At 73.0% G+C, this 16,630-nt stretch carries 16 protein-coding genes and 1 pseudogene; 14 read left to right on the forward strand and 3 right to left on the reverse strand.

From position 1 onward, the window contains the following. The first annotated feature begins 32 nt into the window (after positions 1 to 32). The 12 genes and pseudogenes from AB0K14_RS03715 to AB0K14_RS03770 all read left to right on the forward strand — a co-directional run bounded on the left by AB0K14_RS03715 (position 33) and on the right by AB0K14_RS03770 (position 11,335). Positions 33 to 497, forward strand: a complete 465-nt coding sequence (locus AB0K14_RS03715) for a (2Fe-2S)-binding protein (protein ID WP_360462404.1) — start codon at positions 33 to 35, stop codon at positions 495 to 497. Beyond that, positions 494 to 2,896, forward strand: a pseudogene (locus tag AB0K14_RS03720) (xanthine dehydrogenase family protein molybdopterin-binding subunit); the annotation flags it as partial. The gene AB0K14_RS03715 and the pseudogene AB0K14_RS03720, both read left to right, overlap by 4 nt. 215 nt (positions 2,897 to 3,111) lie before the next feature. Beyond that, complete coding sequence (locus AB0K14_RS03725) at positions 3,112 to 3,966, forward strand: xanthine dehydrogenase family protein subunit M (RefSeq protein ID WP_360462401.1); 855 nt, start codon at positions 3,112 to 3,114, stop codon at positions 3,964 to 3,966. Continuing rightward, positions 3,963 to 4,613 (forward strand): SRPBCC family protein, encoded by a 651-nt coding sequence (locus AB0K14_RS03730; RefSeq protein WP_360462398.1) that lies wholly within the window; start codon positions 3,963 to 3,965, stop codon positions 4,611 to 4,613. The genes AB0K14_RS03725 and AB0K14_RS03730 overlap by 4 nt, the downstream gene beginning before the upstream one ends. A 77-nt stretch (positions 4,614 to 4,690) precedes the next feature. Then, positions 4,691 to 5,710 (forward strand): CapA family protein, encoded by a 1,020-nt coding sequence (locus AB0K14_RS03735; protein WP_360462395.1) that lies wholly within the window; start codon positions 4,691 to 4,693, stop codon positions 5,708 to 5,710. A gap of 64 nt (positions 5,711 to 5,774) precedes the next feature. Then, positions 5,775 to 6,662, forward strand: a complete 888-nt coding sequence (locus AB0K14_RS03740) for an alpha/beta hydrolase (RefSeq protein ID WP_360462392.1) — start codon at positions 5,775 to 5,777, stop codon at positions 6,660 to 6,662. Beyond that, positions 6,659 to 7,531: an RNA polymerase subunit sigma-70 gene (locus tag AB0K14_RS03745; protein ID WP_360462389.1), complete on the forward strand. Its 873-nt coding sequence runs from the start codon at positions 6,659 to 6,661 to the stop codon at positions 7,529 to 7,531. The genes AB0K14_RS03740 and AB0K14_RS03745 overlap by 4 nt, the downstream gene beginning before the upstream one ends. 176 nt (positions 7,532 to 7,707) lie before the next feature. After that, a complete protein-coding gene (locus tag AB0K14_RS03750) occupies positions 7,708 to 7,884 on the forward strand; it encodes a hypothetical protein (RefSeq protein ID WP_360462387.1) in 177 nt (58 codons plus the stop codon). A 41-nt stretch (positions 7,885 to 7,925) separates the two neighbouring features. Continuing rightward, positions 7,926 to 8,630, forward strand: a complete 705-nt coding sequence (locus tag AB0K14_RS03755; RefSeq protein ID WP_360462384.1) for a hypothetical protein — start codon at positions 7,926 to 7,928, stop codon at positions 8,628 to 8,630. Further along, the gene (locus AB0K14_RS03760) at positions 8,627 to 9,157 is read left to right on the forward strand and encodes a hypothetical protein (protein ID WP_360462381.1); all 531 of its coding nucleotides are present in this window, start codon (positions 8,627 to 8,629) and stop codon (positions 9,155 to 9,157) included. Before AB0K14_RS03755 ends, AB0K14_RS03760 begins: the two co-directional genes overlap by 4 nt. Next, complete coding sequence (locus tag AB0K14_RS03765) at positions 9,100 to 9,597, forward strand: hypothetical protein (RefSeq protein WP_360462379.1); 498 nt, start codon at positions 9,100 to 9,102, stop codon at positions 9,595 to 9,597. The genes AB0K14_RS03760 and AB0K14_RS03765 overlap by 58 nt, the downstream gene beginning before the upstream one ends. A 235-nt stretch (positions 9,598 to 9,832) precedes the next feature. Next, positions 9,833 to 11,335 carry an FAD-binding protein gene (locus tag AB0K14_RS03770; protein WP_360462377.1) on the forward strand — a complete coding sequence of 501 codons (1,503 nt, stop codon included), beginning with the start codon at positions 9,833 to 9,835 and terminating at the stop codon, positions 11,333 to 11,335. A 7-nt stretch (positions 11,336 to 11,342) separates the two neighbouring features. On the opposite strand, the gene AB0K14_RS03775 is transcribed toward AB0K14_RS03770, so the two are convergent. From AB0K14_RS03775 to AB0K14_RS03785, 3 genes are all read right to left on the reverse strand, one after another. Then, entirely contained in the window at positions 11,343 to 12,299 is a 957-nt protein-coding gene (locus tag AB0K14_RS03775; RefSeq protein WP_360462374.1) for an o-succinylbenzoate synthase, read from the reverse strand. 9 nt (positions 12,300 to 12,308) lie between these two features. Further along, complete coding sequence (locus AB0K14_RS03780; protein ID WP_360462371.1) at positions 12,309 to 12,941, reverse strand: hypothetical protein; 633 nt, start codon at positions 12,939 to 12,941, stop codon at positions 12,309 to 12,311. A 229-nt stretch (positions 12,942 to 13,170) separates the two neighbouring features. Then, positions 13,171 to 14,832: a DNA repair helicase XPB gene (locus tag AB0K14_RS03785; protein ID WP_360462368.1), complete on the reverse strand. Its 1,662-nt coding sequence runs from the start codon at positions 14,830 to 14,832 to the stop codon at positions 13,171 to 13,173. A 208-nt stretch (positions 14,833 to 15,040) separates the two neighbouring features. On the opposite strand from AB0K14_RS03785, the gene AB0K14_RS03790 reads away from it, so the two are divergent. Further along, entirely contained in the window at positions 15,041 to 15,658 is a 618-nt protein-coding gene (locus tag AB0K14_RS03790) for a hypothetical protein (protein WP_360462366.1), read from the forward strand. Between the two features lie 86 nt (positions 15,659 to 15,744). After that, complete coding sequence (locus AB0K14_RS03795; protein WP_360462363.1) at positions 15,745 to 16,626, forward strand: hypothetical protein; 882 nt, start codon at positions 15,745 to 15,747, stop codon at positions 16,624 to 16,626. Positions 16,627 to 16,630 lie beyond the last annotated feature (4 nt).

Here is a 16,630-nt window from a genome sequence, read left to right on the forward strand (position 1 = left end):
TGACCCCCATCACCACCACTTCTGGAGGGTTCATGCGGATAACGGTCACCGTCGACGGGGTGGACTACAGCGACGAAGTGGAACCGCGCACGCTCTTGGTGCACCACCTGCGCGAACGGCTCGGGAAGACCGGCACGGTCGTGGGCTGCGACACCAGCAACTGCGGCGCGTGCACGGTCCACCTCGACGGCCGCAGCGTGAAGTCCTGCGCCGTGCTCGCGGTGCAGGCCGACGGCCGCGAGGTCACCACCGTCGAAGGACTGGCCCGGAACGGGCGATTGCACCCGGTGCAGCAGGCGTTCCACGCCAACCACGCGTTGCAGTGCGGGTTCTGCACCCCCGGCATGATCATGCAGACCATCGACCTGCTCGCGGAGAACCCCGACCCCGACGAGGACGAGGTGCGGCACGGCCTGGAGGGCAACCTCTGCCGCTGCACCGGCTACCAGAACATCGTGCGCGCCGTCCGTGACGCCGCCCGCGGGGGTGCGGGATGACCGCCACCGCCGACCCCGCAGCCGCCACCGCCGACCCCGGAGCCGTCGACCCCGAGGCCGGCACCAGGGAGATCGGCCGGGCACGGAGGCGCAAGGAGGACGCCCGGCTGATCACCGGCGCGACCCGCTGGACCGACAACATGCAGCTCACCGGGATGCTGCACATGGCGTTGCTGCGCAGTCCCGCGGCGCACGCCCGGATCACCTCGATCGACGTCACCGGAGCCGCGCGGATGCCCGGCGTGCTGCTCGTGCTCACCGGCCGGGACCTGGCCGCCGAGCAGGGCAGCCTGCCGTGCGCGTGGCCGATCACCGAGGACATGGTGGCGCCGACCGCGCCGTCGCTGGCCGTGGACCGGGTGAACTTCGCCGGCGAGGCGGTCGCCCTGGTGGTGGCCCGCACCGCGGCCGAGGCGCACGACGCGCTGCCCCTGATCGACGTCGACTACGAGGACCTGCCGGTCGTGCTCGACATGGCGCGCGCGATCGAGGACGGCGCCGACCTCGTGCACCCCGACCTGGGCACGAACAAGAGCGCCACCTGGGTGTACGACTCCGCCGAGGCGGGCAGCGGGTCCGATGTGGACCGCGCGATCGCCGAGGCGGACGTGGTGGTCGAGCGCACGTTCCGCCAGCAGCGGCTGATCCCGGCGTTCATGGAGCCGCGCTCGGTCGTGGTCGACGCGTCGCCGGACTCGGTGACCATGTGGTCGTCCACGCAGGTGCCGCACATCCTGCGGTGGATGCTGGCGGCCGTGCTCGGCATCCCCGAGCAGCGGATCCGGGTCATCGCGCCGGACGTCGGCGGCGGCTTCGGCGGCAAGCTCCAGGTCACGCCCGAGGAGGTGCTGACCCTGCTGGCCGCGCGCCGGCTCGGCAAGCCGGTCAAGTGGACCGAGACCCGCACCGAGTCGATGCTGTCCGGCCACCACGGCCGCGACCAGGTGCAGCGGATCACCATCGCGGCCCGCCGTGACGGCACGGTCACCGGCCTCAAGGTGGACCTGCTCGCCGACATGGGCGCCTACCTGCGCCTGATCACGCCGGGCGTGCCGATCCTGGGCGCGTTCATGTACAACGGGATCTACAAGTTCCAGGCCTACCGGTTCACCTGCACGAACGTGTTCACCAACAAGGTGCCGACCGACGCCTACCGGGGCGCCGGGCGGCCCGAGGCCACGTTCGCCATCGAGCGGATCATGGACGAGCTGGCCGCCGAACTGGGCGTCGACCCGCTGGAGCTGCGCGAGCGGAACTGGATCAGGCACGAGGAGTTCCCGTTCACCACGGTCGCGGGCCTCACCTACGACTCCGGCCACTACGAGGCCGCCACCGCCCGTGCCACCGAGCTGTTCGGCTACCAGGAACTGCGGCGTGAGCAGGCCGAACGCCGCGCCAACGGCGACGCGGTGCAGCTGGGCATCGGCATCTCCACCTACACCGAGATGTGCGGGCTCGCGCCGTCACGCGTGCTCGGCGCGCTGCGGTACGCGGCCGGCGGCTGGGAGCACGCGGCGATCCGGATGCTGCCCACCGGCAAGGTCGAGCTGATCACCGGCACCTCGCCGCACGGCCAGGGCCACGTGACGGCGTGGAGCCAGATCGTGGCCGACCGGCTCGGCGTGCCGTTCGAGGACGTCGAAGTGCTGCACGGCGACACGCGCGTCTCGCACCGCGGCATGGACAGTTACGGCTCCCGGTCGCTGGCCGTGGGCGGCGTGGCCGTGGTGGTGGCGGCCGACAAGGTGCTCGCCAAGGCCCGCACGGTCGCCGCGCACCTCATGGAGGTCGCCGAGGACGACGTCGAGTTCACCGCCGGCACGTTCACCGTGCGCGGCACCTCCACCACCATGGCGCTCGGCGACGTCGTGGTCGCCGCGCACGTCGCGCACAACCTGCCCGACGGCGTGGAACCCGGCCTGGACGCCGAGGCCACCTTCGACCCGGAGAACTTCTCCTACCCGCACGGCACGCACCTGTGCGCGACCGAGGTCGACACGCGCACCGGCGCGGTGAAGATCCGCTCGTACGTCTGCGTCGACGACGTCGGCACGGTGGTCAACCCCCTGATCGTGGAGGGTCAGGTGCACGGCGGCCTGGCGCAGGGCATCGCGCAGGCCCTGTACGAGGAGGCCGTGCACGACGAGAGCGGCACGCTCACCACCGCCACCCTCGCCGACTACCTGCTGCCGTCGGCGGTCGACCTGCCGCACTTCACCACCGACCGCACCGAGACACCCGCCACCAGCAACCCGCTCGGCGTGAAGGGCGTCGGCGAGGCGGGCACGATCGCCTCCACACCCGCCGTGGTCAACTCGGTCGTGGACGCCGTGCGGCACATGGGCGTCTCCGACGTGGAGATGCCGTGCACGCCGATGCGGGTGTGGAGGGCCATCAACCGCGGGACGACCGCAGGCGGAGCCGGCAATCGGACGACAGCAGGCGGAGCCGGCAATCGGACGACAGCAGGCGGAGCCGGCAATCGGACGACAGCAGGCGGAGCCGGCAATCGGACGACCGCGGGCGGAGCCGGCGATCGGACGACAGCGGACGTGCCGACCACGCCGGGGGCCGGTGGCGGTCTCGGCTCCCTCGACCCGCGGGAAGGTGGCGAGTGATCCCCGCCGCGTTCGACTACGTCGCACCCACCTCCGTGGACGAGGCGGTGCGCGCCCTGGCCGCGGGCGGCGAGGACGCCAAGGTGATGGCCGGCGGGCAGAGCCTCATCCCGGTGCTGCGGATGCGGCTGGCCGTGCCGACCCTGGTGGTCGACCTGTCCGGGCTGACCGAGCTGACCGGCGTGCACGACGACGGCGACTCGCTCCGCATCGGGGCCATGTCCACGCACCACGAGGTGCAGCGCGACCCGCTGGTGCGCGAGCACGCCCGGCTGCTGCGCCTGGCCACCGACACCGTCGCCGACCCGCAGGTGCGGCACCGGGGCACGTTCGGCGGCGCCCTCGCCCACGCCGACCCGGCGGGCGACCTGCTCGCGTCCGCGTTGGCGCTGGACGCGGTGATGGTGTGCACGGGGCCGGGCGGCACGCGGGAGATCGCCGCGGCGGAGTTCTTCGTCGACTACTTCACCACCGCGTTGGCGCCCGACGAGCTGCTCACCCACGTCAAGGTGCCCAAGCTGACCGACTGGGGCGCGCACTACGAGAAGTTCAACCGGGTCGCCCAGGCCTGGGCGATCGTGGCGGTCGCGGCCGCGGTGCGCGTCTCCGACGGCCGCATCACCGACGCCCGGGTCGCCCTGACCAACATGGGACCCACGCCGGTGCGGGCGCGCGGCGTGGAGGAGGCGCTGGTCGGGCAACCCGCGACGGCCGAGGCGATCACCACCGCGGCCACCCGTGCCGCGGAGGGCACCGACCCGCCGACGGACGGCAACGCCGACGTCGAGTACCGGTCACACCTGGCCCGCGTGCTCACCGAGCGCGCGGTGACGGCCGCGGTGCGCGCATGAAGCTGGAACACCGGTTCACCGTGCCCGCGCCCGCGCCGGACGTGTGGGCGGCGCTGCTCGACCCGCGGCAGGTGGCGCCCTGCATGCCGGGCGCCACCCTCACCGGGGTCGAGGGGCGGAAGTTCACCGGCACGGTCAAGGTCAAGCTCGGCCCCGTCACGCTGCTCTACAAGGGCAGCGGCGAGTTCACGTCCGTGGACGAACGGGTGCACGCGGCCGTGCTCAAGGCGTCGGGCAAGGACGCCAGGGGCAACGGCACCGCCTCCGCGACCGTGTCGGTGGCCCTGACCGCCGCGGCCGACGACGCCGCGGCAGGCGGCCCGGCCGGCACCGAGGTGTCCGTGGTCACCGACCTGGCCGTCACCGGCCGTCCCGCCCAGTTCGGCCGGGGGTTGATCGCCGAGGTCGGCGGCCGGGTGGTCGGCGAGTTCGCGGAATGCCTGGCGACGCGGCTCGCGCCGGCGGAAGCTGAGGAGGTGACTTCCACGGAGACCACCGCCAGGCCGCACCTGCGCGCCGTGCCGGACGAGCCGATCGACCTGATCGACACCGCGGGCGTGCCCGTGCTCAAGCGGGTGCTGCCGGTCGTCGCCGGGCTGCTGGCGGTGGCGCTGCTGGTGCGCGGGCTCCGCGGGCGGCACCGCTGAACGCGCGCGGCGGGCGGCCGGTCCTCGGGCTGGCCGCCTGCCTCTGCCTGCTGGTGGCGTGCACCGGGTCGCCGGTGGTGATCACCAGCTCCCGGCAGCCGGCCACCACGACCACGTCGGCGGCGCCCGAGCCGCCGTCGTTCACGTTGGCCGCGGGCGGCGACATCCTGATCCACCCGGCGTTGACCGAGCAGGCCGACGCCGACGGCGCGCGCAACTTCGTGCCGCTGCTGGAAGGCCTGCGCGAGGCGATCGCCGCCGACGTGTCGATCTGCCACCTGGAGACGCCGCTGTCCGCGCCCGGCGCACCGACCTACGGCTACCCGGCGTTCAGCGCGCCGCCCGAGGTCGCGTCGGCGTTGCGGGAGATCGGCTACGACAGCTGCTCCACCTCGTCCAACCACACCCTCGACCGGGGCGCGCCGGCGATCAGGACGACGCTGGACGTGCTGGACGCGGCCGGGCTGAAGCACACCGGCTCGTTCCGCTCGCCCGAGGAGTCCGCCACACCGCTGCTGCTGGACGTGCGCGGGGTGAAGGTCGGGCACATCGCGTTCACCTACGGGTTCAACGGCATCCCGCTGCCGCAGCCGTGGATGGCGAACCAGCTGACCACCGAGGGCGTGCTGGCGGCGGCGCGCGCGGCGAAGGCGGCCGGCGCCGAGGTCGTGGTGGCCAGCCTGCACTGGGGCAACGAGTACCAGCACGAGGCCACGCCGCAGCAGCGCGAGATGGCGCGCGCCGTGCTGGCCGACCCGGCGGTCGACCTGATCATCGGCACGCACGTGCACGCCGTGCAGCCGATCGAGCAGGTCGGCGGCAAGTGGGTCGTCTACGGCATGGGCAACGAGGTGGCCCGCCACTCCGAGCCGCGCGGCATCACCGAGGAGGGCATCGTCACCCGGTTCAAGTTCGTGAAGGGACCGTCCGGGTGGGCCGTGCAGGAGGCGTCCTACGTGCCGACCCTGGTCGAGCTCGGCCCGCCGATCCGCGTGGTCGACCTGACCCGGGTGCCCGCCAACCCCCGCCGCACCGAAGCCCTCAACCGCACCGACGGCATCGTGCGCAGCCTCGGCGCGACCATCGCGCACCCCTGAGCGATTCCTTTCCGGTCGAGCACCGGTCTGAACTCCCGACACCACTGATCGAGGAGGCAGGGCGATGGCGAGCGAGCAGTCGGCGGCGGTGCGCGCGATGTACGAGCGGTGGACGGCGGACCGGCTCAACGGGCGGCCGGGGGACCCCGAGAGCTGGGGCGACCTGACCGCCGAACCGCGCGACGTCGACTACGTCGAGACCACCGAGCCGGGCACGCCCGCGATGTGGCTGCTGCCGCACGGCGCCGCGCCCGACCGCGTGCTGCTGTGCATGCACGGCGGCGGGTTCGTGGCCGGGTCGACCTACACGCACCGCAAGCTGTACGGGCACCTGGCCAAGGCCGTGGGCGCGCGGGCGCTGCTGTTCCGGTACCCGTTCGCGCCCGAGCACACCCACCCGGCGCAGGTCGACGCGGCCACCGCCGTGCACCGGTGGCTGCTGGGGTCGTTCGCGCCGGAGCACATCGCGTTCGCCGGCGACTCGGCCGGCGGCGGCCTCACCATCACCACGCAGCTCAACGCCCGCGCGGCCGGCCTGCCGCTGCCGGCGGCGGTGATGGCGCTCTCGCCGTGGGTCGACATGGAGGTGACCGGTGAGTCGTTCCGCACCAACGCGCTGACCGACGGCTTCTTCTACCGGGACTTCGTCGACGGGCTCGCGGCCGGCTTCCTCGGGCCGGACGGCTCCCGCCGCGACCCGCTGGCCAACCCCCTGCACGCCGACCTGACCGGTCTCGCGCCGCTGTTCGTGCAGGTCGGAGCCCACGAGACGCTGCTGGACGAGGGTCGGGCGCTGGCCGAGCGGGCGAAGGAGGCAGGGGTCGACGTGCGGTTGGACGTGTTCGACGAGCAGGTGCACACGTTCCAGATGGCCGCCGGGAGGTCACCGGAGGCCGACGACGCCATCGCCCGGTTCGGTGCGTGGGCACGACCGCTGCTGGGGCTGGCGTGATCGACTTCACCTGGACCGCCGAGCCGTTCCGGCAGGAGCTGCTGGCGCACTGCTACCGGATGCTCGGGTCGCGGCACGACGCCGAGGACCTCGTGCAGGAGACGTACCTGCGGGCGTGGCGGTCGTTCGACCGCTTCGAGGGACGCTCGTCGGTGCGCGTGTGGCTGTACCGGATCGCCACCAACGCCTGCCTGAACGCCCTGGAGGGCCGCCGTCGCCGCGCCCTGCCGTCCACGCCGCTGGACCCCGAACTGCCGGGCGAGGCGTGGCTGGAGCCGATGCCCGACGCGCTGGTCACCGCGGAGTCCGCGGACCCGGCGTCCGTGGTCGCCTCCCGCCACGACCTGCGCCTGGCGTTGATCGCGGGCCTGCAACACCTGCCGCCGCGGCAGCGGGCCGTGCTGATCCTGCGCGAGGTGCTGGACATCCCGGCCGCCGAGGTCGCGCACATGCTCGACACCACGGTGGCGTCGGTGAAGAGCGCCCTGCAACGCGCGCGAGCCCGCCTGGCCGAGGTCGCGCCGACCGCGGACGACGTGGTCGAGCCGACCTCACCGCAGGCGCGAGCGCTGCTGTCGGAGTACATCGCGGGGTTCGAGAACTCGGACCTCGCCGCGCTGGAACGGGCGTTGCGCGCCGACGCGGCCCTGGAGGTGGCCGGCTCACCGACGTGGTTCGACGGCCGCGAGACGTGCCTGGCGTTCCTGGCCACCGTCATCGGCTCACCGGGGGACTGGCGGATGACACCCATCGTCGCCAACAACCAACCGGCCGTCCTCGCCCACCACTACGGCGCTCCGTTCGGCGTGGCCGTGCTGACCGCGACCACCACCGGCGTCTCGCGCCTGACCGTGTTCCCCGAGCCGTGACGCTCCGGAACCGTTGTGGCAGAAGAAAAGCCGCTTGTCACCCACACAGTTGTTACCGGCCGGGAACGACATCCGGGGCCGGACGGACGCGTTCCGGCTGTGCTGCACTCGAAGGGTGAACACCCAGGCGGCCACCACGACGAACGTCGTGACGCCCGCAGCGAAGGGAGGCCCCGATGTCCGTTCACATCCTGGCCCGGCCGGTCGCCGCACCGGCGGACCTGGAGCAGCTCGGCACCCTGGTGGCGGAGCCGGAGTCCGCGGTGGCGGACCCGCCGCTGCCCGTGCCGCCCGCCTCACTCGTCCTGCTCGTGGTCCTCTCGCCGTCGACGCCGAAGGAGCCCGGGAAGTAGGCCCGCCCGCCCGGACGACATGTCGGTGGGAAGGAGGATCCGTGGACGTGTCGTCCTGTGCGCGTGACGCCGCGGACCTGGCCGGTCGGGTGCTCGCCGCCCTGCGGGGAAGCGGTGGTGTCGGCCTGGCCGACTTCCTCGACTCGTGCGCCGACCCGACCGCGGCCCTGGGCGCGGTCCTGGGCGCGGTCCGGCTGGTGGGCGCGGACGTCCTCCTGCCGCACGTGGTGCTGGACAGCCCGCTGGCCGCCCGTGACGCCGAGGTGGTCGTCCCGTCCTTCGACGCCTTCCCGCCGGTCACCGAGCCGGTCTCGGCGCGACAGCGGGTGATGGCCTGGCACGACTGGTCCACCGCCCGGCTGCCGGCCCGCCTCACCGGCGAACCGCCGGTCACCACGCCGGCCGACCCGGACGCCGTGCTCGGCCCGGCGCGGGAGTGGTCGCGCTGGTCGGTCGCGGTGGCCCAGCTGTCGTCGGCGGCGCACCCCGGCGCGACCGGCCCGGTGGTGGACGCGGTCACGGCGCAGCCGTTGGCGCTGTGCCGCGGCACCGTCCGGACCGTGCTGCGCCGCGACTTCGGCACCGCGAGCCGCCTGGCCCGCTGGGTGGCCTTCGCGCACGCCACCGGCGTCCGGCTGCCGCTCGACCCGGTGCCGCTGGTCGAGCACGTCGGCGCGCGGGTCGGCGCGGAACCCCGCCGGCTGCTGGACCTGGCCGTGGCCCGCCATCTGGTGGGTGTGGCGTGAACACCGTGGTCCGCCTGGCCCACGACGTCACCGCGGGAGCCCTGGGCTGGTTGCACGCCCATCGTGAGCTGGGCGGGTTCGAGGACGACGCCACCGCCGACCTGTCCGACCCGGACAGCGCGTACAAGCCGTTGGTCGAGTCGGCGCTGGCAGCGTCGCTGGTGTTGCGCGAGGGCGTGGCCGGCACGGCGGAGTTGAGCGCGGCGCGGGACCTGCTGGACTTCTCCTGGCGGCAGTTGCGCGGGGGCGACCTGCTCTACGAGCGCCAACTGCGGCACGCCGTGTTCACCGACCCGCTGGAGACCTACGCGCCCTTCTGCCGCGGCGGCTTGCGCCACGAGGCGCTGGAGCAGCTCATCGACCAGTGCTCGGCGGCGGACGCGCTGACCGAGGTGCTGCCCAACCGGCGGCTCGCCGTGGCCAACGCCCACCGCGTCGTGGGCGTCCGCCGGGACGACGACCGCCGGCCATGCTCCGGCAGACGTGGCTGGGCCGCACACCGCAGCCGTGGGCGCTGGACTGGATGACGGCCTACTGCCTGACCCACACCGCCTTCCACGCCACCGACTGGGCCGCGGCGCCGGCGGAGCTGCCACCCGACGTGGCCGAGTACCTGGGGAACTGGTTGCCCGCGTGGGCGGACGTGTGGGCGGACGTGTGGGCGGAGGCCGGCCAGTGGGACCTGCTCGGTGAGCTGCTGATCGTGGGCGCCTGCCTGCCCGAGCCGTGGTGCGACCGGGCGGCGTGGGAGCCGTTCGCGCAGGCCCAGCACGCCGACGGGCTCGTGCCCCGCGACGCCGATCCCGTCGCCGACGACCCGTGGCAGCGCTTCCACGACCACCAGCACACCGCCGTGGTGGCCACCACGGCGGGACGCTGGCCGTGTCCCGACTGCTCGGCTCGTAGCAGAGCAGCCCTCTCGATCTTCAGAGCAATCGTGGAGAAGCGCGGGCCCTCCGTTTGCTGAAGCCTGCGGGTGAGTCCGAAGCGGTAGGGGAGAGACGTGCCCGCAGCGGCGGTGGTTCCGCCGGAGGAAAACCGGTACGGGGGTGCCGGGAAACCGCGCTGTGGTTCGGGCCGACATCGCGCGAAAGGACGGCTCTGCCCCGGATCTCCGCCTCGGTCCGCGAAATCCACTCCCGGTTGAGCTGTGCGGCGTCGTGGACGCCGGCCGGGTTCCTCTGAGACGGAGCTGATGACGGATGACGGACCTGACGAACGGCGCCCCGACCAGACGCACGATCCTGAAGCAGATCACGGTCGGCGCCGCGGTGGTCGGCTGGAGCGCCGCGAGCGGGTCGTGGGCGCCCGCCGGCGCCGACACCGCCGGGGTGGCCGCGCTGCCCCGGCTGGACGGCACGATCACGATCGCGCCGGAGGTGCTGGCCAAGTTCGGCAAGGACTGGGGCAACCTGAAGTCCGGCGCGCCCAAGGCCGTGCTGCGCCCCGGTTCCGTGCGCGACATCGTCGCGATGGTCCGGTACGCGCGGGCCAACAAGTTGAAGATAGCCATGAACGGCCACGGGGGCAGCGGCCCCGCGGCCGACCACGAGTCGCACTCGAACTACGGCCAGGCCCTGGTGCCGGGCGGTATCGCGATCGACTCGAAGGGACTGTCCACGATCCACAGCATCGGCACGACCAGCGCGTGGGTCGACGCCGGCGTGACGTGGGCGCAGCTGGTCGACGCGACGCTGGCCAGGGGCAGGACACCCGCGGCGCACACCGGCTACCAGCACCTGTCGGTCGGCGGCACGGCCAGCATCGGCGGCATCGGCGGCATGGTGCAGAAGCAGGGCCTGCAGATCGACACGATCACCGAGATCGAGATCGTCACCGGCGAGGGCTACGTGGTCCGCGCCTCGGCCACCGAGCGGCCCGACCTGTTCAACGCCGCGCTCGGCGGCGGCGGCCAGGTCGGCATCATCACCAAGGCCAGGGTGAAGCTGGTGCCGGCGCCCGCGCGGGTGGCCGTGTTCACCCTGGTCTACCAGGACCTGGCGACCTTCGTGGCCGACAGCGAGATGCTCATGCGCGACGGCCGGTTCGACGCCCAGGACAGCGGTCCGCGGCTCAAGGCCGACGGCACCGGGTGGTACTACCGCATCGACGGCGTGGCCTTCTACAACCCCGGCAGCCCGCCGGACCGGGCCGCGCTGCTCGCCGGGCTGCACGACGACCAGGCGTCGCGGGAGTTCGGCGACCTGCCGTTCCGCGACTGGTCGTTCCGCCTCGACGCGTTCGAGGTGTCGGCGAAGGAGGGCGGGTTCTGGTACCAGCCGCACCCGTGGCTGTCGCTGCTGATCCCCGGCTCGAAGATCGTCGAGTTCGCCCGGACGGTGCTCGGCCAGACCACCGCCGCCGACATGGGCATCGGGTTCTCGCTGATGTACCCGTTCTCGTCGGCGAAGCTGACCCGGCCGCTGTACAAGCTGCCGAACGAGCCGGTGGTGTACCTGTTCGACCTGCTGCGGATGCCGTTCCCGAACGACCCGAACGTGCCCTCGATGATGGCCCAGAACCGGAGGATCTACGACCTCGCCGTTTCCCTGGGCGGCAAGCGCTACATCATGGGCGCCATCCCGGGCATGACCGTGGAGGACTGGCGCCGCCACTTCGGCTCCGACTGGGACCGCCTGGTCGCGGCCAAGCGCCGCTACGACCCGGACAACGTGCTCACGCCCGGCCAGGGCTTCTTCGGCTAGGTCGCGCTCAGCGCCTTGAGCCGGACAGCTCCAGCACACCCCGGACCCGGTCGAGACGGGCGAGCCACCGGCTCGTCGTCGCCTCGTCGGCGGCGAAGTCGGCGAACCGACCGGGTACCGGGGCGTGCGCGAGCACGGGGAGCCTGCCGTCCACCGGGCGCAGGGAGTCGGCGGCCACGTCGCCGTCCAGCAGCGGCAGGGTGCCCAGCCCGCACGCGAAGTCCAGCTCGGGCAACGCGCCCGCCAACGCCAGCCCCGCGGCCATCCCGACGGACGTCTCCACCGCCGAGGACACCACGCACGGCAACCCGCACGCCTGCGCCACCGCCAACGCCCGCCGCACACCGCCCAGCGGCGCGACCTTGATCACCGCCACGTCCGCGGCGCCGGCCACGGCCACCTTCATCGGGTCCTCGGCCCGCCGGATCGACTCGTCCGCCGCGATCCGCACGTCGACCCGCCGCCGCACCGCCGCCAGCTCCTCGATCGACGGGCACGGCTGCTCCACGTACTCCAACCCGCCCGCCGCCCGCTCCAGCTCGCGGATCGCCTTGACCGCCGTGTCGACGTCCCACGCCATGTTCGCGTCGACCCGGATCGCCCCGGACGGCCCCAACGCGTCCCGCACCGCCTCGACCCGCGCCAGGTCGTCGGCCGCCGGCGTGCCCGGGTCGGCCACCTTCACCTTCGCCGTGGCGCAGCCGGACCGGGCGACGATGTCGTGCGCGCGTTCCGGCGACACCACGGGCACCGTGCAGTTGACCGGGATCGTGTCCCGGACCGGCGCGGGCCAACCCTGCTCGGCGGCCTCCAGCGCGCACGCCAACCAGGGCGCGCACTCGTCGTCGGAGTAGTCGAGGAACGCGCAGAACTCGCCCCACCCGGCGGGCCCTTCCAGCAGCACGCCCTCGCGCACCGTGATGCCGCGGAACCGGTTGCGCATCGGGATCGAGTAGACCAGCACCGGACGAGCTTAGAGCGGGTCCAGCGCGGCGACCCGGCGCAGTGCGGCGCCCGTGAACTCCGGGTCCAGCTCCTCCACGACGATCCGCAACGCCGACTCGAACTGGTCGAGCCGGCGATCCAGTTCGGCCAGCTCACGGGCCGGCTCGGCGATCGCGGCGGCCAGGCCCGGGCGGTTCTCGGTCCGCGTCAACGCCTCCCGCATGGGCTGGCTGTGCCGCAACGCCAGCAACGCCCGCCACAGCAGCCGTTCCACCTGCGCGACCCGCCGTGCGTCGAGGTCGCGCACGGCGTCGAAGTGCGCGCACAACCGCCCGGCGCGCCGCCGCTGCACGGGATCGGTGAACTGCCCGCCGTGCACGACGTCACGCTCGCCGGCCGCCGCCACCACGTCCCACTCCGCCAACCGCACCGGCAGCACCGCGATCAGCACCACCACCAGCAGCGGGACGCAGGCCAGGCCGGCCGACCACCACGGCGTCGGCGCCAGCACCGCCAACGCCGCCGCCAGGACCGCGGCCACCACCGCGACCGGCCGCAGCCGCTCCCGCCTGGCCCGCCCCACGGCGGCGCGCCGGACCGCGCCCACGTCGAACTCCGGACGCCACAGCCACCAGCGGGATAACGGCACCACCCGGTTCATGTCCACCCGATCGTCGACAACCGCAGAGGCCGCCAACCTATCGGCGCCCACCGACAGCCGCGCTCACCGACAGCCGCGCTCACCGACAGCCGCGCTCACCGACAGCCGCGCTCACCGACAGCCGCGCTCACCGACAGCACCCACCGATAGCAGCACCCACCCGCAGACGCGCCCGCCGGCAGCCGCGCCCATCCACAGACGCGTCCGCCGGCAGCGCACGGCGAGCGGCTCAGCCGACGTCGGGCAGCTTCGGGCCGAGCAGGTCGTCGGCGTCCACGATCTTGTACGCGTAACCCTGCTCCGCGAGGAAGCGCTGCCGGTGCGCCGCGTAGTCGGTGTCCAACGTGTCCCGCGACACGACCGAGTAGAAGTGCGCCTGCCGCCCGTCGCCCTTGGGCCGCAACAGCCTGCCCAGCCGCTGCGCCTCCTCCTGCCGCGACCCGAACGTGCCCGACACCTGCACGGCCACCGACGCCTCGGGCAGGTCGATGGAGAAGTTCGCCACCTTCGACACCACCAGCGTGCGCAGCTCACCGCGCCGGAACCGGTCGAACAGCTCCTCGCGCTCCCTGTTCTTCGTCGAACCCTGGATGATCGGCGCGTCCAGCGCCTCGCCCAGCGACTCCAGCTGGTCCAGGTACGCCCCGATCACCAACGTCGGCTCGTCCGGGTGCCGGTCCAGGATCGCCTTCACCACCGGCAGCTTCGTCCGCGCCGTGGAGCACAGCTTGTACCGCTCCTCCGGCTCGGCGGTCGCGTACTCCAGCCGCTCGTTGTCGGTCAGCGTCACCCGCACCTCGGTGCACTCGGCCGGCGCGATCCAGCCCTGCGCCTCGATGTCGCGCCACGGCACGTCGTACCGCTTCGGCCCGATCAGCGAGAACACGTCGCCCTCCTGGCCGTCCTCGCGCACCAGCGTGGCGGTCAGGCCGAGCCGACGCCGCGACTGCAGGTCCGCGGTCATCCGGAACACCGGCGCGGGCAGCAGGTGCACCTCGTCGTAGACGATCAGGCCCCAGTCGCGCGAGTCGAACAGCTCCAGGTGCTTGTACTCGCCCTTCGACTTGCGGGTGATCACCTGGTAGGTCGCGATCGTGACCGGCCTGATCTCCTTGCGCTCGCCGGAGTACTCGCCGATCTCGTCCTCGGTCAACGTGGTCCGCGCGACGAGCTCCCGCTTCCACTGCCTGCCCGCCACGGTGTTCGTGACCAGGATCAACGTGGTCGCGCCCGCCTCGGCCATCGCCGCCGCGCCGACCAGCGTCTTGCCCGCGCCGCACGGCAGCACCACCACGCCCGAGCCGCCCGCCCAGAACGCCCGCGCGGCCAGCCGCTGGTAGTCGCGCAGCTGCCAGCCGTCCTCGACCAGGTCGATCGGGTGCGCCTCGCCGTCGACGTACCCGGCCAGGTCCTCCGCCGGCCACCCGATCTTGAGCAGCATCTGCTTGAGCCGACCGCGCTCGCTCGGGTGCACGACCACGGTGTCGTCGTCGATCCGCGCGCCCATCATCGGCTTGATCTTCTTGTGCCGGAGGACCTCCTCCAGCACCGCGCGGTCCAGCGAGTTCAGCACCAGGCCGTGCACCGGGTGGTTGGCCAGCTGGAGCCGGCCGAACCGGCCCATCGTGTCCACCACGTCCACCAGCAGCGGCTGCGGCACGGGGTAGCGGGAGAACCGGACCAGCGCGTCGACCACCTGCTCGGCGTCGTGGCCCGCGGCACGCGCGTTCCACAGCGCCAGCGGCGTGATCCGGTAGGTGTGGACGTGCTCGGGGGCGCGTTCGAGCTCGGCGAACGGCGCGATGGCGGTGCGCGCGTCGTCCGACAGCGGGTGCTCGACCTCCAGCAGCAGGGTCTTGTCCGACTGGACGATCAAAGGGCCGTCGGTCACGGGTGCGCGCTCCTGTCGCTTGGTGTCCTTCAAGTGTGCACACCGCGGGCAAATCGGTCGCGGACGGTGCGCGGCGGCACACGCAACGCTTACGGACTCGGTTCGGTAAAGCCGCGTACGCCGGTGTTGCGCAGTCGATAGCGTCCCTGCGCCCCACCACGCGACCCTACGCGCGGACGTACAGGGGCTCCCCGGATGAAGAAGGTCCATGATGAGCACGGACATGCCCGCGTCCGCACCGCAGTACCAGAACGGCCCGCAGTACCAGGGTGCCCCGCAGTACCAGAACGCCCCGCAGCCCCAGCAGGTTCCGCCGGCGCCGAAGAAGAAGAGCGTGGTGGTGCGCATCCTCACCGCGATCGTCGGCATCGCGGTGGCGGGCGTCGTGATCTACGGCATCAACTACTTCACCAGTGACGCGGCCCAGTCCAAGGCCGGCGAGTGCGCCAGCCTGACCGGCACCACCACCAAGCCCGACTTCAAGACCGTCGACTGCGGCTCGACCGAGGCGAACTACACCATCGGCAAGGTGCTCGGCTCCACCAGCGAGTCCTGCGGCGGCTACTACGACGAGTACACCGAGACCGCCCGCCGCGGCCCGGACACGAAGGTCTGCCTGGTGCCCAACATGGTCGAGGGCAGCTGCTACGAGCTCGAAGGCAACCAGATGGGCTACCCGGTCGTGGACTGCGGCAAGTCCGGCGCCTTCAAGCTGGTCAAGCAGGTGAAGGGCAGCGAGGACGAGAGCGCCTGCACCGACGGTGCGCCGCTGACCTTCCCCGAGCCGAAGATGACCCTCTGCTTCGCGCCGGGCGAGAACGCCTGATCGGCCTCGCGGGTGCGCGTGGCGCTACCTTGCCCTGGCGCTACATTCCCAGGGCGGTCACGCGCACCCGTCCAGCGAGGATGATCATGAGCAACGAGCCGAGTCGACCCGGGGACGAGGCGCCGACCGGCGCCGCAGGCGATCCCGCCCGCCCCGTCGTGCCGCCCGCCGACGCCGACCGCATCGCGGCGGCCCGGGACGCCGCCGCGTCCGCCGGTGACCAGGACCTCTCCGCGCCGGCGTCGTCCGGCCTCGGCTCCGGCGCCACCGAGCCCGACGCCACCCCCGACCCCGGCGCGGGCGCCCGGGACCAACCGGTCGCGGGCAACGAGCCCACCACGCCCGCCGGCCCCACCGCCGTGCCCGGCGCCCGTCCGGTGCCCGCGGACGACCCCGCCGCCGCCGAACCGGCCTCCCAGGCGCCGGCCGAGGACGGGACGACCGCCGCGAGCCGCGGGAGCAGGTCGAGCGGCCGGCTGGTCCTCATCGTCGTGCTGGTGCTGCTGCTGGTCGGCGTCGTCGTCTACGGCCTCTGGCGGCTCGCCGGCGGTCCCGGCAACGCCGAGGTCGGCGACTGCGTCAGCGTCACCGCCGAGAACGACGACCCCGACCAGAACCGCGCGCAGGTCGACACCGTCGACTGCGACGCCGACCAGGCCTCGTACAAGGTCGGCAAGGTGCTCGACGCGAGCGACGCCACCTGCCCCGAGGAAGGCCTGTACACCGAGATCGCGCCCACGGTCGGCGACGGCTACAAGCTGTGCCTGCTGCCGAACATGGTCGAGGCCGCCTGCTACAAGCCCGACGAGGGCACCGGGTTCGTCAAGACCGAGTGCGCCGGCCCGGAGACCATCAAGGTCACCAAGGTCATCCAGAACTCCACCGACCTGGAGGCCTGCCCGGACGGCGCGGGCATGGCCTACCCGGAACCGCCCGTCACGTACTGCCTGGCGCCCGCCGAGATGTGAACCC

Origin of the sequence: Actinosynnema sp. NPDC050801, assembly GCF_040673975.1 — a bacterium.
Lineage (GTDB): Bacteria > Actinomycetota > Actinomycetes > Mycobacteriales > Pseudonocardiaceae > Actinosynnema.